This is a genomic window from Endozoicomonas arenosclerae, from assembly GCF_001562015.1.
Taxonomy (GTDB): Bacteria; Pseudomonadota; Gammaproteobacteria; order Pseudomonadales; family Endozoicomonadaceae; genus Endozoicomonas_A; species Endozoicomonas_A arenosclerae.
Map to the genome: position 1 here is coordinate 1 of NZ_LASA01000084.1, position 22,982 is coordinate 22,982.

General features: G+C 47.8%; 20 protein-coding genes. 17 read left to right on the plus strand and 3 right to left on the minus strand.

Annotation, left to right across the window (positions count from 1 at the left end):
* The first annotated feature begins 557 nt into the window (after nucleotides 1–557).
* From WG89_RS12635 to WG89_RS12695, 13 genes are all read left to right on the plus strand, one after another.
* On the plus strand, nucleotides 558–2,039 hold the full coding sequence (locus WG89_RS12635; RefSeq protein WP_062266553.1) for a peptide MFS transporter: 1,482 nt from the start codon (nucleotides 558–560) through the stop codon (nucleotides 2,037–2,039).
* A 342-nt stretch (nucleotides 2,040–2,381) separates the two neighbouring features.
* Entirely contained in the window at nucleotides 2,382–3,293 is a 912-nt protein-coding gene (locus WG89_RS12640; protein WP_062266556.1) for an enoyl-CoA hydratase, read from the plus strand.
* 1 nt (nucleotide 3,294) lies between these two features.
* A complete protein-coding gene (locus WG89_RS12645) occupies nucleotides 3,295–4,359 on the plus strand; it encodes an NAD(P)H-dependent flavin oxidoreductase (protein ID WP_062266559.1) in 1,065 nt (354 codons plus the stop codon).
* Nucleotides 4,360–4,434: 75 nt separating this feature from the next.
* Nucleotides 4,435–5,208, plus strand: coding sequence for an enoyl-CoA hydratase family protein (locus WG89_RS12650; protein WP_062266562.1), 774 nt, complete (start codon nucleotides 4,435–4,437; stop codon nucleotides 5,206–5,208).
* Nucleotides 5,209–5,222: 14 nt separating this feature from the next.
* The gene (locus WG89_RS12655) at nucleotides 5,223–6,404 is read left to right on the plus strand and encodes an acyl-CoA dehydrogenase family protein (RefSeq protein ID WP_062266566.1); all 1,182 of its coding nucleotides are present in this window, start codon (nucleotides 5,223–5,225) and stop codon (nucleotides 6,402–6,404) included.
* 65 nt (nucleotides 6,405–6,469) lie between these two features.
* Nucleotides 6,470–7,000 (plus strand): hypothetical protein, encoded by a 531-nt coding sequence (locus WG89_RS12660; protein ID WP_062266569.1) that lies wholly within the window; start codon nucleotides 6,470–6,472, stop codon nucleotides 6,998–7,000.
* A 143-nt stretch (nucleotides 7,001–7,143) separates the two neighbouring features.
* Nucleotides 7,144–7,464, plus strand: coding sequence for an antitoxin of toxin-antitoxin stability system (locus tag WG89_RS12665; protein ID WP_062266571.1), 321 nt, complete (start codon nucleotides 7,144–7,146; stop codon nucleotides 7,462–7,464).
* Nucleotides 7,465–7,617: 153 nt separating this feature from the next.
* Nucleotides 7,618–8,034: a type II toxin-antitoxin system YafO family toxin gene (locus WG89_RS12670; RefSeq protein WP_062266574.1), complete on the plus strand. Its 417-nt coding sequence runs from the start codon at nucleotides 7,618–7,620 to the stop codon at nucleotides 8,032–8,034.
* A 134-nt stretch (nucleotides 8,035–8,168) separates the two neighbouring features.
* Nucleotides 8,169–9,230 carry an acyl-CoA dehydrogenase family protein gene (locus WG89_RS12675; RefSeq protein ID WP_062266577.1) on the plus strand — a complete coding sequence of 354 codons (1,062 nt, stop codon included), beginning with the start codon at nucleotides 8,169–8,171 and terminating at the stop codon, nucleotides 9,228–9,230.
* A 103-nt stretch (nucleotides 9,231–9,333) separates the two neighbouring features.
* Nucleotides 9,334–9,657 carry a hypothetical protein gene (locus WG89_RS12680; RefSeq protein WP_062266580.1) on the plus strand — a complete coding sequence of 108 codons (324 nt, stop codon included), beginning with the start codon at nucleotides 9,334–9,336 and terminating at the stop codon, nucleotides 9,655–9,657.
* Nucleotides 9,658–9,659: 2 nt separating this feature from the next.
* Nucleotides 9,660–10,316, plus strand: coding sequence for a hypothetical protein (locus WG89_RS12685; protein ID WP_062266583.1), 657 nt, complete (start codon nucleotides 9,660–9,662; stop codon nucleotides 10,314–10,316).
* Between the two features lie 114 nt (nucleotides 10,317–10,430).
* A complete protein-coding gene (locus WG89_RS12690) occupies nucleotides 10,431–11,585 on the plus strand; it encodes an acetyl-CoA C-acetyltransferase (protein ID WP_062266586.1) in 1,155 nt (384 codons plus the stop codon).
* A gap of 1 nt (nucleotide 11,586) precedes the next feature.
* Complete coding sequence (locus tag WG89_RS12695) at nucleotides 11,587–12,492, plus strand: SDR family oxidoreductase (protein WP_062266589.1); 906 nt, start codon at nucleotides 11,587–11,589, stop codon at nucleotides 12,490–12,492.
* A gap of 108 nt (nucleotides 12,493–12,600) precedes the next feature.
* Here WG89_RS12695 and WG89_RS12700 read toward each other — a convergent pair whose 3' ends face one another.
* A complete protein-coding gene (locus WG89_RS12700) occupies nucleotides 12,601–15,639 on the minus strand; it encodes a hypothetical protein (RefSeq protein WP_153301574.1) in 3,039 nt (1,012 codons plus the stop codon).
* 357 nt (nucleotides 15,640–15,996) lie between these two features.
* On the opposite strand from WG89_RS12700, the gene WG89_RS12710 reads away from it, so the two are divergent.
* The 4 genes from WG89_RS12710 (at nucleotide 15,997) to WG89_RS12725 (ending at nucleotide 22,016) form a co-directional block, all read left to right on the plus strand.
* A complete protein-coding gene (locus WG89_RS12710) occupies nucleotides 15,997–17,688 on the plus strand; it encodes a hypothetical protein (protein WP_062266597.1) in 1,692 nt (563 codons plus the stop codon).
* A gap of 282 nt (nucleotides 17,689–17,970) precedes the next feature.
* Complete coding sequence (locus tag WG89_RS12715; protein WP_062266600.1) at nucleotides 17,971–19,740, plus strand: alkyl sulfatase dimerization domain-containing protein; 1,770 nt, start codon at nucleotides 17,971–17,973, stop codon at nucleotides 19,738–19,740.
* Nucleotides 19,741–19,836: 96 nt separating this feature from the next.
* On the plus strand, nucleotides 19,837–20,523 hold the full coding sequence (locus WG89_RS12720) for a glutathione S-transferase family protein (protein ID WP_079253816.1): 687 nt from the start codon (nucleotides 19,837–19,839) through the stop codon (nucleotides 20,521–20,523).
* A 5-nt stretch (nucleotides 20,524–20,528) separates the two neighbouring features.
* Complete coding sequence (locus WG89_RS12725) at nucleotides 20,529–22,016, plus strand: MBL fold metallo-hydrolase (protein WP_062266605.1); 1,488 nt, start codon at nucleotides 20,529–20,531, stop codon at nucleotides 22,014–22,016.
* 351 nt (nucleotides 22,017–22,367) lie between these two features.
* Here the strand turns inward: WG89_RS12725 and WG89_RS12730 are convergent, their stop codons facing one another.
* Both WG89_RS12730 and WG89_RS32910 read right to left on the minus strand, forming a co-directional pair.
* Nucleotides 22,368–22,775 (minus strand): hypothetical protein, encoded by a 408-nt coding sequence (locus WG89_RS12730; RefSeq protein WP_153301575.1) that lies wholly within the window; start codon nucleotides 22,773–22,775, stop codon nucleotides 22,368–22,370.
* Nucleotides 22,754–22,982: transposase (locus WG89_RS32910; protein ID WP_414630392.1), on the minus strand; the 229-nt coding region annotated here is incomplete at its 5' end. The genes WG89_RS12730 and WG89_RS32910, both read right to left, overlap by 22 nt.

Sequence of the window (22,982 nt, forward strand, 5' to 3'; positions counted from 1 at the left end):
GCGTATAACTTGAGGCGGATGTTCAGCCTGAAACAAGTGAATGAAGAGCAGTGGTTGGAACTGGTCTTGTTGGCGACTTATCTGTGGCACTATTGGGCTGATCTGAGGCCAAGAGTGAGAAAAATCATAAGGACAAGTTGAAAATGTAATGCGCCGGAGAGGGTTTTATAAGTTCTCTCCGGAATAGTCAGAGTCTGAAATTACTTGAACTGCGTTTATGGGTTCAAGTCCGACAGGCTGCTAGATAAATCAGAAATAAAGTAGAATTTGATGCTTTTGCAGTGACAGCTTCCTGTAAATTTTTTTACGGTCATGACTTCCGGTTTTATCCACACTACCGCCCTCACATTCCAAGAGTGACGACTTATTGCTGAATTAAGCACTACTTTGCCGTAGTCGTATGTATTAATCCAGTGACGCATACAAAGAAGTGCTTACAAGGCGAGTAGAAGGCTCTTCCATGATTCCACTGAATCAAAAAATCCGTGCTCTGAGTCAATGTTTTGTTTGGTGAATATCTGAACAATACGTCGGCTATTTCGAGTTCTGGAAGTCGTATGTGGAATAAACTCAACAAGTCCATGATGTTTTGCCAAATGATGTTTGGCTTATCTTTTTATGGCGTCATGGTCATCCTGACCCGTTTCTTTCTTGAAGAGCTGAACTACAGCGAAGCCGATACCATGATGGTAGTCGGGGCCTTTTCTTCTATTGGTCCTCTTTTCGCTATCGCTGGCGGGATTATCTGCGACAAGTTTCTGGGCTCTAAACGTGCTCTGACCATTGCTTATATCTGCTTTGCTGCAGGTTATGCTTTGCTGGTACTGGGATCATCGACTCTTAATGTCCCTCTCAGCCTTCTGGGTATTGCTCTGGCCAGTTATGCTCGTGGTTTGATGTCACCTTCCTACCCAAGCCTTTACAAGCGTACTTTCAAATCCCATGAGGACTTTGAAAACTGCTACCCCATTAACTATTCCGTGAATAATGTCGGTGCACTGCTGGGGCAATACCTGTACCCCATCTTTATCCTGACGGTAGGTTTTTCCGGTGGCTTTACCTTGTCTGCTGTCATGGCGGGACTGGCCGTAGCGGCTCTGTTTATCTTCCACAAGCCTCTGGTGAGTGTGGGTGAAGATATTGATAAGGAGCCCGTCAGTGTAAAAAATATGGCGATCTTCCTGGGACTGTCTGCGGCAATGCTGGGCATGGTGTTCTTCATGTTCTCTGACATGGATACTGGCCAGTACATCGTTTATGCCATTGGTGGTGCAGCTCTGCTCTACTACGTTTCCCTGATTTTCAAGAGTGGCCGGTCCGACGGCATGAGAATGGGCGCGATTCTGGTAATGACCGCTGTCCTGACCACAGCCTTCTTTGTTTACTATGGGCAGATGATGACGTCTATGAACATTGTCGCCATTAATACTTTGAAAGGGGATTTGCTGGGCTTTATACCTCTGGCGCCTGAAGCTGCCATGGCTCTTAACCCTCTGTGGTGTATTGCTATGGGGCCGCTTATCACCCTGTTGTTTGCCAATCTTGAAAAGCGTGGCATCCAGTTCTCTACCGCTACTAAAATCTCTTTTGCCTTTATCATGACGGCAGTGGCTTTCGGAATTCTGACTCACGCTGTTAGAACTGTTGGTGCCGATGTCAGCATTTCACCTAACGTCTTCCTGGTGATTCACGGCTTCCAGGCATTTTCAGAAGTGATTGTGGGCTCTCTGGTGGTGGCCTTTATTATTTCTGTAACACCTAAGGAAATTGAAGGTTTCTCTGTTTCCCTGTACTCCGTTGCCATTGCCCTCAGTGGTATTGTGGGTGCCGTGATTTCCGGTTCCATCGCCATGGAAAAAGGGCAGGAGATCACCCAGTCATTTGTACAGAATGTCTACGGTGACTATTTCATGATGCTCACCGTGGCCGCTGTTGTAATGGTCGGTGTAGCTCTGGCGGCTTCCCTGCTGATCAGGAAAATGATCAACAAGGCGGACGAGTGGGAAGAAACGGAAGAGCTTTCTCCTGCTACTGTTTGACCTTATCCTCCCTGGCCGGTGATTGTTTGTCACCGGCCTCTTTTCTTTATTTTTAAGTCATCTGACTTTCCTGCATGTAACGCTTAGCCCCCCGAGTCCGTTAGTCTTGATGGACGATGATGCCTCTTCCCCCAACCGGTTTAATCGGTCACTGTTCAAGGAATTTTTCAATCCTGTTTCAATCGCTCATGACTGTGGCATTCATTTCAGCTGAATCTTGTGATTTCAGGCCCGAGTGAACACTCAGAGTAGCGATTCATAACAACAATCAGGCGGTATGACCTTTCACTAGAGCAGTACCAGCCTAGCAGATAGAAAGGTCATTTCCGGGAGATCCAGACGATGACAGAAAAGACTAACGAGAGTGGAGATAAAGCCCTCAGCGAAGGTGAAGGCGTTGTTCTCTACGAAGTACGTGATCAGGTAGCCATCGTTACCATGAACCGCCCTGAGTACAACAATGCTCAGAACTCAGCTATGACTTACGCTCTGGACGCGGCGTTCAAGCAGGCTGTGGATGACGACAACGTCAAGGTCATCGTTCTGGCCGGTAAAGGCAAACACTTTTCTGCCGGTCATGACATCGGCACTCCTGGCCGCGATGTGGATAAAACCTTCGATCGCAAGCATCTCTGGTATGACCATGTGAACAAGCCGGGCGGCGAATTCCTTTACGCCCGTGAGCAGGAAGTTTACCTGGGCATGTGCCGTCGCTGGAGAGACATTCCCAAGCCGACCATTGCCATGGTGCAGGGCGCCTGTGTTGCCGGTGGTCTGATGCTGGCATGGGTTTGTGACATGATCATTGCGACTGATGATTCTTTCTATGCTGATCCTGTTGTCCGCATGGGTATTCCCGGTGTGGAATACTTTGCTCATGTTCATGAGTTGAACCCACGCATTGCCAAAGAGTTCCTGTTCCTGGGTGAGCGAATGCCTGCCGACCGTGCTTACCAGATGGGTATGCTGAACAAGATTGTTACCCGCGAAACTCTGGAAGAAGAAACTCTGGATGTTGCCAACCGCATCGCCAAGATGCCACGTCTGGGCCTGCAGCTGACCAAACAGGTTATTAATAATGCTGAAGACCTGATGGGCAAGCGCACCACCATGGATATGGCATTCGGACTGCACCATTTTGCCCACACCCACAATGAGATGGTGTCCGGTGACCGTCTGGCCGGCTTTGATGGTAAAGCCATGGCGGCTTCCCAAAGAAAGCAGGAGAAAGACAAAGAGAAGACGGAGGCCTGAGATGTCAAAATTAAAGACCCGTCTGACCGACCTGCTGGGTTGTGAATACCCGATTATCCAGACCGCCATGGGCTGGGTAGCTGATCCAAAACTGGTAGCAGCCACCTGCAACGCTGGAGGCTTTGGCTTCCTGGCAGGAGCCACCATTCCACCTGAAGAGATGGAACAGGCCATTCTTGAAACCAAAAAGCTCACCGACAAGCCTTTTGGTGTCAACTTCCACATGTACCAGCCCAATGCTGGAGATATTGTCGACATGGTGGTTCGCCATGGCGTCAGGGCTGTCAGTTACAGCCGCTCTCCAGGTAAGAAAATGGTGGCCCAGCTAAAAGATGCGGGTGTCGTTTGTATGCCTACTGTGGGTGCTCTCAAACATGCCATCAAAGCGGTAGAGATGGGTGCTGATGCAGTGACAGTTCAGGGCGGAGAAGGGGGCGGACATACCGGTTCTGTACCGACTTCCATTCTTTTGCCTCAGGTTGTCGATGCTCTGGATGTTCCTGTTGTGGCTGCCGGTGGTTTTAAAGACGGTCGTGGACTGGTATCTGCCATGGCTTTTGGTGCTGAAGGCATCGCCATGGGAACACGTTTTCTGATGACCAGCGACAGCCCGGTCCCTCATAAAACTCTGGACCGTTACGTCAATACCACTAACCCTGCCAACGTCATCATCAGTAAAGCGATTGATGGTATGCCCCAGCGAATGATCACCAACGAACTCCTGGGCAAGCTTGAGAAAGCAGGTGGTACCAAACGTTTGATTATGGCTCTGACCAGTGGTCTGGCTTATCGCAAATACACCGGTGTGAGTGTTTTTCAGCTGTTGAAGAGTGCTGTTCAGATGCGCGGTTCCGGTGATCTTACAGCGGCTCAAAGCATCATGTCGGCGAATGCTCCTATGGTGATTCAAAAAGCCATGGTGGATGGCAAGCCCGCTGAAGGGGTTCTGCCAGCCGGTCAGGTGGCCGGTGTGATCAACAGTCTGGTCAGTTGTGAAGAGCTCATCCAGGAAATAGTCCAGGAAGCCGACGAACGTTTGAGTAAATTGAGTCAACTTGTATCCTGAGAGCCTTTAGCTCATCGAGAGCCATAAATCGGGAAACATCTGGGCGATACAAGATTTTTCAAGGTAATTAGAATAATGACAAAACCCTACAAAGTGACCATCGAAGGCGGTATCGCTGAGCTGGTATTTGACCACCCTCCTGTCAATGCATTCAGCAGCAAAGGCTGGGCCGACATAGCCGCAGAAATTGAATCACTGGGCGAGAACGACGACGTTCGAGTCATCATTGTTGCGGCAGAAGGCCGTGGCTTCTGTGCCGGCGTCGATATCAAGGAACTGGCAGAAGACGACAACCTGATTGTAAAAGTCAACAAAGGCAACTACGACACCTTTAAAGCCATCCATCTGAATCCCAAGCCGGTGATTGTTGCGGTGCATGGTTTTGTACTGGGTGGCGGTATCGGTATTTCCGGTGCGGCAGACATTATTGTGGCTTCTGAGTGTGCACGTTTTGGTGTGCCTGAAGTGGATCGTGGTGCCATGGGTGGCGGTGCTCACCTGCAGCGCATGTTCCCGGTTCAGAAAGTACGCTACATGTATTTCACCGGCGACATGATTGATGCTCAGGAAGCTTATCGCCTGGGTGCCGTGGAAAGAGTGGTGCCAAGGGATGAGCTTCGCATCACAGCCAGAGAGATTGCAGCCAGGATCGCCGAGAAGAGCCCTCGCATGATCAGGATTGCCAAAGAAGCCCTCACCGGCATTGAAGATGGCAACCTGGAAAACAAGTATCGCTCGGAACAGGGCTTTACCCTGGAGGCTTATACCTCCCCGGATTCCCAGGAAGCCCGTGATTCCTTTGTGGAAAAACGTGATGCTACCTTCGCGACCCATAAAGAGCAGGGCTAAGGCAGGAGAATTACATGGATTTAAATTATACCGACAGCCAGAAAGCCTTTCGTGAAGAGGTACGCAGCTGGCTGCAAGCCAATGTCCCATCCGAAACGCTCAAGTCATTTGATACGGCAGAAGGTTTTCGTCAGCACCGCGAGTGGGAAGCCAAACTGAACGACGGTCGCTGGGGAATGGTGACCTGGCCGGAAGAACTCGGTGGCCGTGGCTGCGACCTGATCGAGTGGCTGATCTTTGAAGAAGAATATTACCGTGCCAATGCACCGGCTCGTGTTAACCAGAATGGTATCTTCCTGCTTGGGCCTACCCTGATGGAGTACGGAACCGAAGAGCAGAAAGCACGTTTCCTGCCTATGATGGCCACCGGCGAAGAAGTCTGGGCCCAGGGCTGGTCTGAGCCCGGTGCCGGTTCGGATATGGCTGCTATTCGCTCCAAGGCTGAGAGAGTAGGCGACCACTACGTAATTAACGGTCAGAAGACCTGGTCTACCCGTGCCGTATGGGCTGACTGGACCTTTGGTATCTTCCGTACCGATCCTGAGTCCAGTCGTCACAAGGGTCTGACTTTCATTCTGGTACCTCTGGATGCAGAAGGTGTGACTGTAAGACCTATCGAACAGTTGGATGGCCTGCCAGGTTTCGCTGAAATCTTCTTCGATAACGTCAAGGTTCCAGTTGAAAACGTATTGGGCGGCGAAGGTATGGGCTGGCATGTGGCTATGTCTACCGCTGGTTTTGAGCGGGGTCTGATGTTGCGTTCTCCAGCCCGTTTCCAGGAAACCGCCCGTCGTCTGGTAGAGCTTTATAAAGCCAATCAGGAAGAAGCTGCTGTTCCCTATAACGAGAGTGATCCAGTTATTGGCGATGCGGTGATCAAAGCTTATCTGGACGCTGAAGCCTATACCCAGACAACTTACATGACAGCCTCCCGACTGGTGAAGGGCGGAAAGATTGGTCCTGAGTCGTCTACTAACAAAATCTTCTGGTCCGAGCTGGATCAGAAAATGCACGAAACCGCCATGAGCATTCTCAATGCCCGTGCCGAACTCTGGCCCCATGCGCCTCAGGCGGGTGAAGTGGGCAAATGGCTGGATGGTTTCCTGTTCTCCCAGGCCGGTCCCATCTATGCAGGGACCAACGAAATTCAACGCAACATTATCGCCGAGCGTATGCTGGGCATGCCCAGGGCATAGTTTTTCAGGCTCACGGTTGTTTTGTTAGAAAGATTAGTTAGCCTTTACGCTCAGGAGGTATGGATATGAGTATTACAAGAAGCCTATATATTCTGCTGGCAATGGCACTGATTTTGTCTGGCTGCCAAACAGTTGAACCCATACGTACTAATACTTCTAACAATGCAGAAGGTGGAGTTCAAGAGCTGATAATCAATAGCCGAGTGTCATTGCCTGCACCCATTGGTTACGACAAAGTTTGGCTGATTAAGTCTTCAGTCATTGTATCCAAGGCTGGTAGTAGTGTCGTTTATCGCTGGATAGACAAAGAAGAAATGGAGTTTATTGGATCAAAAAAAACACCTTACAACTTTTTTAAAAGCGCCTTAAATAACCCGGAAACAGTAGAGGAAAAAGGGTTTTTAGAAGGACTTGACAGTAAGGTGAATCGCATGGCGGCCTCGGACGAAAGCCTTGAAATATATTCTTTTGACCATGGTGAAGGACAACAAATCTACATTTTGTCAGATACTCTGGATTTTGTTGTGGAAATTACATCCAAAGGTTACGTAAGTGAATATTTTGAAAATCTAATCAAATATTCATATACCAGATAAAGGGAGTTTTGTATGGACCCTCTTACAGAGCAAGAGAAGAATGAATTCAGGGAATTTCTTCGTGTAATTATATGATATAGGTCTTGATTCTGTTTTTATTTAGAGCTAATTTTAGCTCTAAATAAATATCGGTGAGGGTTGTCATGTTACAAAAAGTTATGTGTGGGTACACCACATCAATCAGTAAATTTAAAGCTAACCCAAAGGCCGTTATTAAAGAAGCTCAGGGGGATGCTGTAGCCGTTTCTTCCAATAATGAAATTCAGTTCTACGCTGTACCTGCTGAGCTGTTTGAAGAAATGATTAACTTTTGTGAATACGCGCAGAGAGGCACAACGGATCTAAAAAGCATTCCAGGAAAATTCAGTTTATCTGATGAAATGGTAGAGAAGATGACTGAAGAGCTGAAAAATAAAAATGATGACAACTTGGGAGAATTTATCGAATGCGAAAACAATACATAAATAGCGATGGTCAGTTATTTGAAATTGTAGAAGACAGTAAAAATAGCCATCATTCTGAAACTCAGGCTAGATCGAAGTTTAATCCCTTTGGTTATCAGCTCAACAGGCTGGTAAAAGCTACGAAGAAAATGACTAAAAAAGAATAAAGCTGTCATGGCCAAAGTAAGATTGTTCTTAAGCAAATTGATCATCAATACAATAGGAAAATCAGCAGCAGATGACTTGCTGGATGATTTCAGGCTTTATAAGGAAAAAGGCATCCTTCCATCAACCTTTGGCCGGGATGCTCCTTATGATCGTACACATAACCGATCTTATCTTGAGCTTCAGCATATACACATCAAGAGAAATGGTGAGAGTTTTCCTGTAAGGCTGGTTCAGTTCAGCAGAAAGTCAGGTCATGTTCTTGTCTACTGTCCTGGATTTTATGATAGAAATACCTATCTTTTGATCACGGTGATCAAGCATTGGAATCAAAGAGAACCCAATGATATTGAAGGTACTGATCATGATTCCAGTCTAATGGCAAAACTGGAAAAAATCGCTGAAGGATTCAGAGAAAAATTTTGATCACAGTGAGTGAATGGAGCAAGATGCTGTTCGCATGACAGGCTGCCCGGAATGACCCCGGCTCTACTTTGCCAACTTCAGAGGAGCCGGGGCAACTTAAACCGGTCAAGAAAAAATAGCGATTAGGATTTATCATGGATTTTACCTTTAACGAAGATCAGCTGGTCTTCCATGACAGTGTAAAAAGTTTTCTTACCAACGAAGTCACGCCTGAGCGTATTCGTGAACAGTGGACGACAGAATCCGGACGTTCCAGCGAACTCCGGGATCAACTGGCAGAGCTGGGTTTAACCGCCATGACCGTGCCGGAAGCGTTCGGTGGTCTGGGCATGACAGAGCTGGACTTTGTTCTGCTGGCGGAAGAGTGTGGTTACGTAGCTCTGCCTGAACCTCTGGTAGATAATGTTTTGGTAGCGGTGCCGCTGATCAATGCTCTGAGCAGTGCGCAACATCATTTCAAAGAAAGCTGGCTGCCACGGGTTGCTGAAGGCAAAGCTAATGTAGCGGTGGCTCACCCGAGCAATCTCTTGGTAGCCGATGCTCATGTTGCCGATTTGCTGCTGTTGCCTAATGGCAATGAAGTTCATGCTGTGCCTTCCGAGCAGGTTGAGCTGACTCTGAATGAATCTGTTGACCCAAGTCGTAAGCTTTACAAGGTCAGCTGGAACCCTTCTGCTGAAACCCTGGTTGCTGGCGAAGAAGAAGGCAAAAAACTTTGGGAAGACACACTGAATCGTGGCGCCCTGGCGGTTGCCGCTCAACAGTTGGGACTGGCCCGCAGAATCGTCGACCTTTCTGTCGATTACACCTATGAGCGTAAACAGTTTGGCAAACCGGTCGGCTCTTTCCAGGCCGTTAAACACCACATGGCCAATGTTGCGGTGAAGATCGAGTTCGCCAAAGCGCCTCTTTATCGTGCGGCTTACGATGTTTCTGAAGGTCTTTCTACGGCCGCACGCAGTGTTTCCCATGCCAGACTGGCCACTTCCGAAGCAGCTTTGCTGGGTGCCAAAAACGGTATCCAGGTACACGGTGCCATGGGGTACACCTGGGAAGTGGACCTGCATATTTTCATGAAGCGCGCCTGGGCGCTGGATGCCAGTTACGGCAGTCAGGGCTTCCACAAGAAGCGGGTCAAAGACAGTATTCTGGCAGAAGGTGCTCTGCTGGGAGCCGGTAACAGCTTTGTTGCCTAAAGCGTGCCCCGCAAGTTGGTACTGCTTGATGGGTATGCTTTAGGCTGTAAACCAGGATTTTTGATACGCTTGAGCTGCAAGAAAAACGCTAGAGGTATAGTCAATGCTTACATTTTGGGTCATTGATACAAAAGCCAAAATCCAACCTGCCAGTTCCTATGAGCAGGATGGAAGTCAGTGGTATTTTGGGCGGTCAATTGTGCCAGCTGAGTCTGTGGAGGAAGCTGTAAGCCTTCTAAGAACAGCATTAAATGACAAGTACGTTGAAATAGATTCGATTCTGGCAGTTGTTAGCTATGACCATAAAACCTGGGATTCGGAAGATGATGAGCTATATGAAACGGTAGAGTCCTATGAAAAATCCAAAGAAGCGAATGAGGTAGTAACGGGTGTATTTGCTTCTGGTATGTATCTGGAGGTTGAGTAAAGATGACTAAGGGGGCGATGACTCTAGCGGAAGGAAGCCAGAAGAGTAAATTCAAAACAGACGCAACTTTAGTTTTGAATGGTCATCAAAAGCGCCAGTATGTTTTAAGAACTGCATATGATTCACTCTCAGCTTGGAAGGCAAAGTATGCAGTAAACGTGTCACCGTTTTACCCTCGTCTGAGAACATCGATAAGGGAAGCAGCCTTAATCGATAATGAAATATGGGTTTTTGGTGTTGATGGGACGAATACCACAAATATTGTTGACGCCGTTAAAATTGCCACTCAATTCTATCAGGTCAAGCCCAAAGATATACTTGGTAATATTTATATCAAGAACTTGAATGCTGAAGGACAGCATGAAGGTAACATGTCTCTGCTGGTTAAATTGAACATGTCTTTGTATGAACAAACAACACAGGCTCTTATCGAAGCATGCAAATACTTCGGTATACAATCTGCTGTCAATATTCATGTATACAGTTCGAACATAAACCCCAAGATTTCACAGTCAGAACTGCAGCAGGCTTTAAAGGCTGGTGGTGCGAGAGTTGTAGAAACTGACAGCAGAAAGATTCGTCATAAGGTAGGTAGTAACAACGGGCTGGATTCTGTTCCACTTGTTAGCAACCTGCATGTGGCAAAACTGGGGTTTTAATCTCGTCTCCATGCTCATGCATGGAGACTGAAGATATTTAACCTGAAGCGTACCCAGCTCCATTTTATTCATTTGAATGGACTTTCGGGTTCGGTTTAGAAAGGAATAATAACAATGCCAGAAGCTTATATAGTTGATGCCATTCGTACTCCAACCGGTCGCCGTAAAGGCGGTCTGGCCGATGTCCATGGTGCTGATCTGGGTGCCCATGTATTGAAAGCCATTGTTGAGCGCAATGGTATTCCTGATAACGAATACGATGACGTAGTCTTTGGCTGTGTGGATACCATTGGCCCACTGGCCGGTGATATTGCTCGTACCTGCTGGCTGACTGCAGGTCTGTCCCAGGAAGTGCCGGGCACGACGGTCGATCGTCAGTGTGGTTCATCCCAGCAGGCCGTTCACTTTGCTGCTCAGGCAGTTATGAGTGGCACCATGGATGTTGTGGTCGCTGGTGGTGTCCAGACCATGACTCAGATTCCTATCTCTTCTGCCATGATGGCCGCTGAACCCCTGGGTTTCAAAGATCCGTTCACCGGTTCCAAAGGCTGGGTTGAGCGTTACGGTGAAGAGCCACCTACACAGTTCAAGTCCGCCCAGATGATCGCTGATAAGTGGGATTTGTCGCGTAAGGAACTGGAAGAGTATTCACTGGAATCTCATCGCCGTGCTATTGCCGCTATCAAGGAAGGTCGTTTTAACAAAGAGATTATTCCTCTCAACGGTGTTGAAGTGGATGAGACGCCAAGAGAATCTTCTCTGGAAAAAATGGCGGAACTGGATTATCTGTTTGGTTGTGACAAAGTCACCGCAGCGGTTTCCAGTCAAACCTGTGATGCCGCGTCAGCTGTGCTGGTGGTTTCCGAGGCTGCGTTGAAGAAGTACAACCTCAAACCTCGTGCCCGCATTCATCACATCAGTGTCCGCGCTGAAGATCCTATTTGGATGCTGACCGCGCCAATCAGTGCAACGGAATACGCGCTTAAAAAAGCAGGGATGACACTGGATGAAATTGATCGGGTAGAAATCAACGAAGCCTTTGCTTCCGTGGTGATGGCCTGGTTGAAAGAGACCGGCTATCCCCATGAAAAGACTAACGTCAATGGTGGTGCCATTGCCCTGGGTCACCCATTGGGCGCTACAGGTACCAAGCTGATGACAACCCTGTTGCATGAGCTGGAGCGCACCGGGGGTCGTTATGGTCTGCAGACCATGTGTGAAGGCGGTGGTCAGGCCAACGTAACGATTATTGAAAGACTGGGAGAATAAAATGGCACTTTCTAACAAAGGCCTCGTACAAGATCGCCTCTGTGAAAATCGAGTCGTCATCATCACCGGTGCCGGTGGTGGCCTGGGTAAAGCCTATGCGCAGATGTTTGCCGCTGAAGGCGCGAAAGTCATCGTCAATGACATCAATGAAAAAGCAGCCAGTGATGTAGTGGCTGAAATTGTTGCGGCTGGTGGTCAGGCGGTAGCTAACACCAACGATATCACGGACTACGAAGAGTCTGCCCAGATCGTCAAGCAGGCGATTGACAGTTTTGGTGATTTGCATGTAGTAGTGAACAATGCCGGTGTATGCCGCGACAGAATGTTTGCCAGCCTGTCTGAATCCGACTGGGATGCTGTAATGAATGTCCACTTGAAAGGTCACTTCTGTATTTCCAGCAATGCTGTGAAGTACTGGCGTGAACAGTCCAAGGGCGGTAAAGAAGTCAGTGCACGTATTATTAATACCAGTTCCGGTGCCGGTCTGCAGGGTTCCATTGGTCAGTCAAACTATGCAGCTGCCAAAGGTGGTATCGCTTCCCTGACTCTGGTTCAGGCGGCTGAACTGGCCCGTTATGGTATCACTGCAAACGGTCTGGCACCGGCTGCCCGAACAGGTATGACCGAAGACGTGTTTGCTGACATGATGAAGAAGCCTGAAGACGGTTTCGACTTCTACGCGCCTGAAAACGTTGCACCTCTGGTGGTATGGCTGGGCTCTGAAGAGTCTAAAAATGTGACCGGCCGACTGTTTGAAGTGGAAGGTGGCAAGATTTCCATGGCTGATGGCTGGCGCCAGGGTCCTCTGAAGGACAAGGGCAATCGCTGGGAGCCTGCTGAAATTGGTGATGCTGTGGCTTCCCTGATTGAAGAGTCTGTTCCTGCCCAGAAGGTTTACGGTACTTAAGCCTTTGATTCGTCCGTATGCAGAATGCATACGGACAACCCTTCAACCTCTATAACTATATTCACAACTGATTATGACTGGGTTAATGGGCCGGGTTATGTTGTGAGATTATGAAGCGGTCGTTGTAGAATCTTCTGGGGGCAAAGGTGGTTTAGCTTCCTGAAAGAGACGATCGACAAGATCCTTTGACCAGTACCTGTCACCATGAGGTGGTATGAAACCCTGTGATTTCAGGCGCTGTGCCATATTTTTGGTGAGAGGGTCACGCTCTTTACATTTCGCCAGATAAGCTTCCAAAGCACCTTTTTCACCCAGATGGGCTCTAACAATAAGCTCCCATAATCCTTTGGAGTGAGTCAGTTTGCCTTCATCGATACTTTGATAAACGGTATACAAGGATTTTGGAAACAACTCTGTTTTGATTTCCTCCAGGTTTGGAAACAGCTGCTTTAATGCCAGAGCTTGAGCCTTGGCTGTCCAGCCTTCATCACTATAAATACATTGAATGTTGGCTCCACTTAATATATTTTCCAGCGTTAGCAGATCCGTTTTTTCTACCAGCAACTTGCGTCTGTACAATTCGTATAAGGCTTCTTCGTAGCCCAGAATACAGAGAATCTGCAAATAAGCGCCAGAAACTTCTTCAAGTTCGGCCAGGTCCGTTTCATCAATGTACCCATCCAGCAAATCAGTCAGAGTCGCGGTAGTAAAGTCCTTGTTACCTACGAGTGCTCCCGGTAATGTCCTTTTCAACAAAGTAGTGGCATCCCTGACATTATGAGAGCTCTGACGCTTTAATACGGCCCTGGCATAGGCTCTCAATGCGCCTTCATGCCCTTCTCTGGCCATATCGGTCAGAAAGGTAGATGCCGTATGCCCACCTTCGCTTCCCTGAAAAGATATTGCGGACAATGTCTCCAGGCGTTTTAATTCCTGAGGCAGCATTGTGAAATAAGCTTCTTTGAGTTTTGGGGCATGGAGGTGGACATGTTCAGCGGTCCATCTCCTGATCTTCGGGTCAGGCTTTAATCCCGACTTATCAAGAACTTCCAGCAGCGTTCGGGTTTTTGTTCCAGATGCCCGGTAGTTGAGAATGTACTCTTCCAGAAATTCCCGATCCTTGCCTTTCTCTGCCACTACTTTGTACGGCAGCAATTTCAGATATTGGCTTCTGTCCATATGTGGAGCAATGTATGGCTCTATCAGATAAAAAAGTTTCTGCACGGTTCCGTATTTGCCTGAGACTTTGAGCTTCCATTTGGTTTTTAAATAATCATTGATTTTTGCAAACCTGCTGCTTGTTTGAAAGTTTGGCTTTGACATTTCATTCCAGATTAAACTGGCAATGATTCGATCTTTCTCTTCATCATTGTTGGTCATTGTGAATGCTTGCTTCATCTCTTCGCGACTGAGTGGTAACCAGGGAGCAAGCTCTGGTGGCGGGTTAGCATTGTCCGGGACATAGAATGGGTGGTTTCGGGAATAGGGGATCTCGCCCCTGATGATGGCTATGCTTTTTTCCGGGTCAGGGGCTGTGCAAATGGTGCCCGGTGTAGCAGGGGGAGGGGTTTCAGGCTGTGCGGCTGGTTCGTCCTCCTGTGTTCTGGTTTCTTCTTCCGTTATGCCAGCCTCCAGAGTATCGATGTTTGCTTCGACCTCCATAGGCTCTTCCGAACCCGGCTCAAACATCTCAGGGGTTTCAAAGTCCGGGGGTGGCAGAGTGGTTTCCAACAGAGCCGGGAATTCAGCATCACTGGTTGTGCTACTGACAGTGTTTGATCTTTGAGCACTCTCCGAATACAGTATTTGTCTCAGTTGCTCCTCAGTCCAGGGGTCACCCTGAGGTGACGGAACTTTGTCCATGTTTAAATAGCCCAGAATCAATCCCAGGTTTTTATAACGTTTGAACAGTGTGGAAATATATCGGAAAGTGGCGTCTGGTCTTTGAGTTTCATCTGCCAAAAGCATGGATAGCAGAAGCTCTGTTCTCATGCTTTCCAGTTTCTCTGGGGAATGGTCTTGTAAATATTCTGCAGCCAGATTGTCCCAATCCTTGTTGCTGGCCCAGACTTGAGCTTGAGATCTCATGACCGTTAAAAAGAAGTCAAGCCAGCCAGGTGAGTTTTCCATAGCGGGAAGCAGTGTGCTCATTTTCCAGAGAACAGTACCCACTGATATACCGCTTTCTATCCTGGCGATAATGTATCTCTGTATAATTTGCTCACAGTCATCGGACTCCAGCAGCCTTGCAAGCCATTCTGGTTCAGCGCTGGCCAGTAGTGTTTTTTGCAGAGATTCCTCTTCAGGAAGGTAGTACAAGAGCCCTGCCAGTAAAGACGGAAGGGAGTGTATGTTGAGAGTGGTGGGTGTGATCAGTTTAGCTGCAATGATCTCTCTCTGGAGTGACTTAAGAGTGCCTCCCTGTAAAAGTCTCAGCTGAATATAATAAAGGCATGCTCGTTCGGAGCACATGGATAATAGCTTTAACCATTGGGAATAGCGCTCATCATCCCTGAGTGCCTGCTCAATGATCTCAGTTCCTTCAGAGCCATCCCAGCCAGATAATGAGGACCTGAGCATCGGAGAAGCCTCCAGAATGTGCCTTAATTGCCAGGGGCGGCGATGGGGTGTGCCGGGTGGTCGAAAGATAGATTGATTGAGTTGCCCCAGTAAAAGAGGGATATCAGGCGTATCCAGAGAAAAATAGTTTTTTAAGGACTTCCTTAATAGGGATTGTGGGAAGAACATTCGAGTTTGTTCTTCTGAAAGTAGTTGTAGCTCAGTCATTAATTCTGCCAGTTCGAGCAATCTGAAAATTTGCTGTTCATGACACCTTTCAAAGCTCAAAGCTGTCAGTAAATGGTTTACCTGAACTGGAGAGTGGATTGAAAAGTACCTCACTAGCCAGGTTCTCAGGTCTTCTTTCGAGAGCACTGAAATATCAGCCTCTGCCTGACCCCGGGTTTCACTCACTAAGGGGTGGCCTGTAGAAACAGTACTGCTTCTGTGAGAGATAGAAGTTGTTCCCGTTAGTTGGGAATAGCTCTGTTTACTTCTTTTTTCAGGGCGATCCACTTCCGCTTGCCCAGTAGTAGAAGGTCTCTTGCCTGGCACTGCTGGCACCGATTCTGGAGGTAGATTATCCATTATCTATTCGTAACAAGTTAGTGTTCATAGGTGTTATCGGTATGAGTCCCTGGAAAAATAAGGATTTGTCTCTGGGTAATGTCCCTATTAACACATGGGTTCCGTTGGCCCTTGGCTTGACGAAGCGGGGGTATTGGGCTTCGAGGGCTCAGCCCGAGCGGATTTTGAGTGGGTTTCAACAAGGAGGTTATTTCAGGACTATACCTTGTTTTACCATGAAAAATCTTTTGCTAGGTCGATTGTTCATGCTCGAGGGTGACGCAAAATATTTTTCTTTGCTCATGGCTGTTTAGAAAAGATAAAACAAGGTATGTATTCACTACTAAACTTGCTTCATGCCCTCAGAGGGAAATAGTTATGAGACAGGTTTTTTTCGGTGCTGCCTTAGCTTTGTTGTTTTCTGTTTTTTCTGAATCAGGCAACACGGCTCCCACGAGACAGGGCGAAGCCCATCAATTCAAAACTGATTTTGTTGTTTCAGGTAAGAGTGCAAAGCTAATAACCAGGGACTATCTGGTTGACGTAATAGATGATATTGCACCGGATAAGAATGATCAATGTGCCAGCAACAAACGGCAGTTGGTTCTGTACAGGAAGGACAATCAAGCGCAGGAGTTCTTGCGCATACCCATTGGCAGGGCGAACAAGAAGTGGGATATAGGTGCCCACCTCTGGTACGACAGCAGTAACAATCGCCTCTGGGTCACAGGCCTTGAGTTTCCAATAGACTCTGACTCTGACTGTGACCTGGTGACCCCTGAGGTGTATGTGCTGGATCTCAAAGAAGAAGGGATTCAACCAACGGTAAGGTCCTTCACAACTACGGATATGTTTGATGGGCCTATGTTTGATGGGCCAGCCTTGCCTACCAATGTTGCCACTACAGAAAAGGGCATCGGTGGTTTGTTTCTTAATGTACTGACCCATGATGACAAGATAGGAGCCTCGGTATTTTGTACCATAAATTCTGATACACAGTGGATGAAGTGTGAAACCCTCAAAATGCCTTCTTCAGCGGTGAGTCGTCAGGTAAAGCCGGCATTGAAACTCAGGGCGTTGAAACAGGACTTATTGGTCTCTCGAGCATCCATGGTGAAGCCAACAGCGCAAGATCCTGTTTATCATTTGGGTAAAAGCTACTTGGAGAAAGGACGGTTTCCCCAAGGAGTTATGCTACAAGCACTCAAGACCTGCTACGGCTTCTTGAAAGAGGATGACAGTGTCTCTTCTGTATCAGTGTTTGATGGTGTCGAGCTGGATTATGATACAGAGAATCAACAGTTTGTCCTTACTGCGGTGGCGGCAGGCTATATTCCGTTTTTAATGGGCATTGATCCGGAAACCTGGGAAATCAGCTGGCAGAAAAACCTAGGAACGATTGGATTTGTATCCATATACTCACTGAAGGTAATCAAGGGTTTTGCGCAGTTGACCGAGTGCTACAACAATGTCGCCCACGGAGCTTTGATTAATCTGAAAACAGGTGGAGTCGTACTAAATAAATCTCACGTGGACAGTTTTCCTGCGTTTTTGCCGCCCTATGAGACCGGTGGTTATACAGATAAAGAGGGAACTGCGGTGTTTTTTGATACCTGGTATGCCACTCGTCAATTCAGCGATGACCTTAAGGATGATACACAAATGTTGACCTATACATTTGCGCATCAGGAGGGCGTTGCATCAGAGGATCATTTTTACCCGGCTAAACCGGCACCAGAGATACAGATCACCAGTGCTACCGGGGTGTCTTTTATTGAAACGGTGTTTGGTTATGTACAAAGCCTGGATGGCCTGGGTCCAACAGGGCCTCTGGACGATCAGATGATAGCCATAGGCCTTGATGGTAAGGTTGTGGCCAGTTCGCCAGTTCAGAATACCCGCAACATGAGTTTTTGTGATCATTTCCAATATTTCAAAACACAGACACTGGCGGGTGTCAGAAACAATGTGACTGAAGTTTTTTCAAGCTATACCAGAACGATGAATTGCTTTAAAAGCTGCGGTGACTGTGATACCCAGGATTACATCGCCAAGTGGATTTTTTATTAAGGGAATGCAAGTTTGGGAGCTTCTCAAAAAGGGGAGTTCCTGCTTGGCGATGATCATTCAGTTTAAAAACTGGAAATTATAGTTAAGTTGAATGACTTAATCGAACAAACGGACTATGTTGCGAGGACGATGTCGTGGCATCCTTCATCACAAGAGTTAAGGTGACTGGTTTAATTAGACAGCTAAGATCTAAAGGCAGGGATTTTCATCTTCTACTGCACGGATTTTCATCTTCTACTGGATGAAAGCTGTTCACAATAATAAGTATTACAGGGTTAGTTCATGCGTCGTTATCTCATCCCTACACTATTAGCAACAGGCCTGTTGGCAGGCTGTGATGATTCTTCTGAGACTGCAAGTACTGCTGCAGCGTCATCCACTGAAGCCTCCTCGACTGAAACGGTGCATCCCGCCATGAAAGCGGTGTTGCCGGAAATGCAGGAGAAGGTGTTTGAGGTTACCGATGGCGTTTATCAGGCGGTAGGTTTTGGTGGCGCCAATTCCATCATGGTGGAAGGGGATGATGGCATCATTATTGTTGATGCTATGGCTTCTGTTGAGTCTGCCCGTCGAGTAAAAGCGGCTTTCCGTGAAATCACCGAAAAGCCTATCAAAGCGATTGTCTACACCCATAACCATGGTGACCACGTATTTGGTGGCCCGGGTTTTGTGGAAGGTGAAGAGAATCCGGAAGATATCCAGATCTGGGCTCATGATACGACCCAGCATTACATCAACCGGGTTGTAAACGTTCTGGCTCCTGCTATCGGTGCCCGAAGTAACCGTATGATCGGTGCGCTTCTGGAGAAAGGCGACAAGGGTTTTGTTCATTATGGTCTGGCTACCCAGATGGAAACCATCGAGCCGGGTAACCACGCTGACGTTATTCCACCGACCCATACTTTCTCAGATAAGGCTGTTCTCAAAATTGCCGGTGTCGATCTGGAACTGGTGCATGTTGCCGGTGAAACCAATGACCAGATTATTGTCTGGCTGCCAGAACAGAAAGTGATCATGCCCGGGGATAACGTTTACAAGTCATTCCCTAACCTTTATACCCTGCGTGGAACCAGCTATCGCGATATCAAAAAATGGTATCAATCAGTAGATACCATGCTGGAGTTTGAACCTGAGTATCTGGCCCCCAGTCATACCCTGCCCGTAGAAGGCAAAGAGAATGTTAAGGAAATTCTGACGGCTTACCGTGATGGTATCCAGTTTGTTCATGACCAGACGATTCGTCTGATCAATAAAGGTCTGACGCCTGACGAGCTCGTAGAACAGGTAAAACTGCCAGAGCATCTGGCCAACCACCCTTATCTGTTTGAATACTATGGAAAGGTCGAGTGGGCGGTACGTAATATTTTCTCTGGCTATCTGGGCTGGTATGACTCCAATGTATCGACCCTTCTGCCTGCCTCACCCGATAAAACGGCGCAGCAAATGGCTGATCTGGCCGGAGGTGAAGACGCTCTGCTGGCAAAGGCTCAGGAAGCCTTTGACAAGAAGGACTACAACTGGGTGTTGAAGCTGACAGATCACCTGCTGCGTTTGAAACCTGACGACAAAGTTGTTAAAGAACTGCGTGCAGAATCTGCAACCCAGCTGGGTTATGCCATGCACAACTCCAATGCGCGGGATATCTACCTGACCGAAGCCGCTGAGCTGAGGGGCGTCGAGATGCCTGTTGAGCAGATGGAGAAATCGGCCAACAAGCTCATCAAAGCGATGCCGGTTCGTGGGTTTATTGAGTCGCTGGCCGTCAATCTGAACCCTGAGAAGAGTCTGGAAACCGACGAAACCATGGTGATCAACTTCACCGATACTGATGAGTCCTACACCATTCATGTCCGTAGAGGTGTTGCGATTATCAAGGACAATGCCATCGCTGACCCTGATAACAGCATGACGACTACTTCGGAAGTATGGCTGGATATCATGGCGGGTGATCGCAGCCTGCCTGGTGCGCTTGCCAAGGCGGATATTGAATTGGACGGTGGTCGTTTAGCGATCCCATCCGTACTGGGCTTCCTGAGTATGTTCCAGGGCTGATCCAGTAGAGCGGGTAGTGGATGCTACCCGCTTCTCTTTCTCAGGAGAGAGAAAAATGGCTGTAAACATAATTATAAATACATTGAGCCATAGATCATGATGCACCTACACCAGATGGAAGATTCTCCTTTTTGCGAGAAAATTCGCCTTCTATTGCAGTATAAAAACCTTCCCTATGAAACCGTTGAGTACGGTGCTTCAGCTATAACTCGTATTCGTCGTCTGAACCCGGCTGGTAAAGTTCCGGTCCTGATTGATGGCGAGCAAACTATTTCGGATTCCACTGATATCTGTCGTTATATAGAGCTGAGATGTCCTGAAAAGTCTGTGTATCCTGATTGTGCAGAGCGTTCTGCTCAGGTTCATCTTCTCGAAGACTGGGCGGATGAAAGCCTGTACTTCATGGAGATGTATTTTCGTTTTGCCATCAAAGCCAACAGCAGAAAAATGCTGCCTTTGCTTCTGGCTCATGATCCGGCCTGGTTGCATTGGCTGGTGGGTCCACTGGTTATTTTCGGTGTAAAAGGGATTCTGGGACGCCAGGGAACCGGCAGAAAAACCACCGAACAAGTTCAGAATGATCTGAGGATTCATATCGGTGCCCTGGAATCGATGCTGGGAAACCAGTTATTTCTGACAACGGATCATCTGACCATGGCTGATCTGTCCGTTTATGTTCAACTCAAACGAATCCATCAAACCCCCGAAGGTTCCGCTGTCATCAGTGAGTCTCTCATTGTTGTGAACTGGTTAACGCGTATTCAGGAATTAACCGAGAGTTAAGTGATATGGCCAAGTTCAAGTCTCTGCTGGGCTACGCAGCTACAGCTGTAGTGTTCACAGGAGCAGGCATGCTGCTGTCCGAAACGGATGCTGCCAAATCAGTGAGCCAGGTAGCCGATAGCGCAAAGAAAAGTGTGCTGACCACCGTGGCAGAAAAAGCCGCTGACGGTGACGTTCGAACCCAGTTGCTGATAGAAAACCCTGAGCTGATCAAAAGGGTTATGGAGGGAGGCGGGTTTGGTGGATCTTTCTCCAGAAACGTTGCTCAGCACATGTTTGGTGAAGATTTCCAGCCAGCGATTGATGACGCTATCGATATGACCACCATTGAGCCCGTAGGCGACAGAATGTGGCTGATTCGCATGCCGCTTGTGAATGCTGCATTGTTTGAAACTGATGAAGGTCTTGTCGTGGTGGATACCGGTATGGCGCCAGCGGGTCCTGCCATCCTGAAAGTGATTCGCAGCGTCAGTGATAAACCGATTCATACCATCATTCTGACTCACGGGCATGTTGATCATGCCTATGGTACGCGTCCTCTGGTAGAAGATAGTCCCAATGCCCAGGTGATCGCTCAGGAAAATATCATTCCCCGTTTTGAGCGTTATCTGAAGCTTCCCGGTTCTTTCTCAAAATATATGAGCCAACCCTACGATGAAATGCCCAAGAAGAAAGAAGACATCGTCTGGCCTACCAAAACGTTCAGGGATCGTCTGGAGATTGAAGTAGGTGGAGAGCAGTTTGTTCTGCAGCATCGCAAGGGCGAGACCGATGATCAGCTGTATGTCTGGGTGCCAGGTCGCAAAGCTCTGGCCAGTGCGGACTATTATCAGGGGTTCCTGCCGAATGTCGGAAATGGCAAACGGGCTCAACGCTATGTGGAAGAATGGGCTTTTGCCATGAGAGAAATGGCCGGTTTGGATCCTGAATTCCTGCTACCTGCTCATGGTGCTCCCATCGTGAATAAAGCCCAGATTAAGGAGAACTTTACGGTTCTGGCTGAAGCCTTTGAAAGTATTACTGAGCAGACTCTGGAGGGTTTGAATAAAGGGGTTCGCAAGGATCTGATTGTGGACAGCATTGAATTGCCTGAAGCCTTATCCAGCCACCCGACTTTGGCGATTAAATACGTAAGTCCGAAAGATATCTCGAAAATGCTGCTGAAACAGTACACCGGCTGGTGGGATGACATTCCATCCAACTGGACACCGGCTTCCCAGTCCAGTCAAAGCGCCGAGATTGTCAACCTGGCCGGAGGTATTGATGCTTTGGTTGAGAGAGGTAATGCACTGATCAACACTGACATTGTGCTTGCCAGTCACTTGGCGGACTGGGCCTGGATGGCCGATCCTGACAATGCCAACGTTCAGAAGTTAGTCATTGACGTATATCGCGAAAGAATAAATGACCTAAGGTCCAATACTCAGGAAATACTGGCTTATCTGGATCAGATGACGCTGGCCCGAAGTAAACAACTGCAAAGAGAAGAGTAATGATATTAATGAGTTGGCCGTTATGGTCAACTCATTCCTTTTCCTTCTGCTGCTATCTTCAAGTCAATCTCTGCCATGATTCAGGCGTCTCTTTTGATTAAGACTCCTTAGGATTTGTCTCGAAATAACTTCCCGGTTTACATAGGGATTCCGTTCACCCTGAGCTTGTCGAAGGGTCGTGGCATTGGGCTTCGACAGGCTCAGCCCGAACGGGTTTGAGAAGGGTTTTGATAATACGGCGGAAGCGTTTGAAAAATACTGTAATCAGCCTTGATCGAAGATTATTTACATTTAAAAAAACCGCCTGATGACTCAGGCGGTTTCAATCAACAACATTAAGTGGCAGTCGGTTTATTTGGCATCGTCGATAATGCTCTGATACAGGAAGTAAGATGGGTTGTTCTGGGTCATCTTCTCCTTACCGTTAGGGTCAATGGTCACAATTCTGTCGTTCAGATACATGGTGTTGTGGCTGTTCGTGTTGAAGTCCAGATTCTCAAAGATATCGAACAGACCGGCTGTGGAGTTCCAGCTACCCAGGAACAGTTTGTCGTCGTGTTCCACCATGGTGAAGGTGTAAACCATACCCTGATGACCAAAGCCTTCGGGGTCCCACTTGGGCTTCTGTTTCATGTTGTTTTTCTGCAGCTTAAATTTATGGCCGTTGTAAACATCACTGCCTTTGGATTTGGTAGGTACGAAAACCCAGTCTTCTTTATTACCGCAGGGCAATTGCATCAATTCAGAACGACTGAGCAAAGCAGCTTTTTCAGGTGCTTATGGTCCCACCCTGCTAGCTTCCGGTGACTCTTGATACTGCGACTTCCCTTATTGGCTTTGATAGCGTTCAGCGCAAGCCGTCTCAGAATGGAGAAATTTTCAGCCCCATTTCCTGTGCTTATCTGACATGCGTCCTCTGAAAATGCAACGTCCAAAATCCAGTGCAGATTATTCTCCACCGCCCAA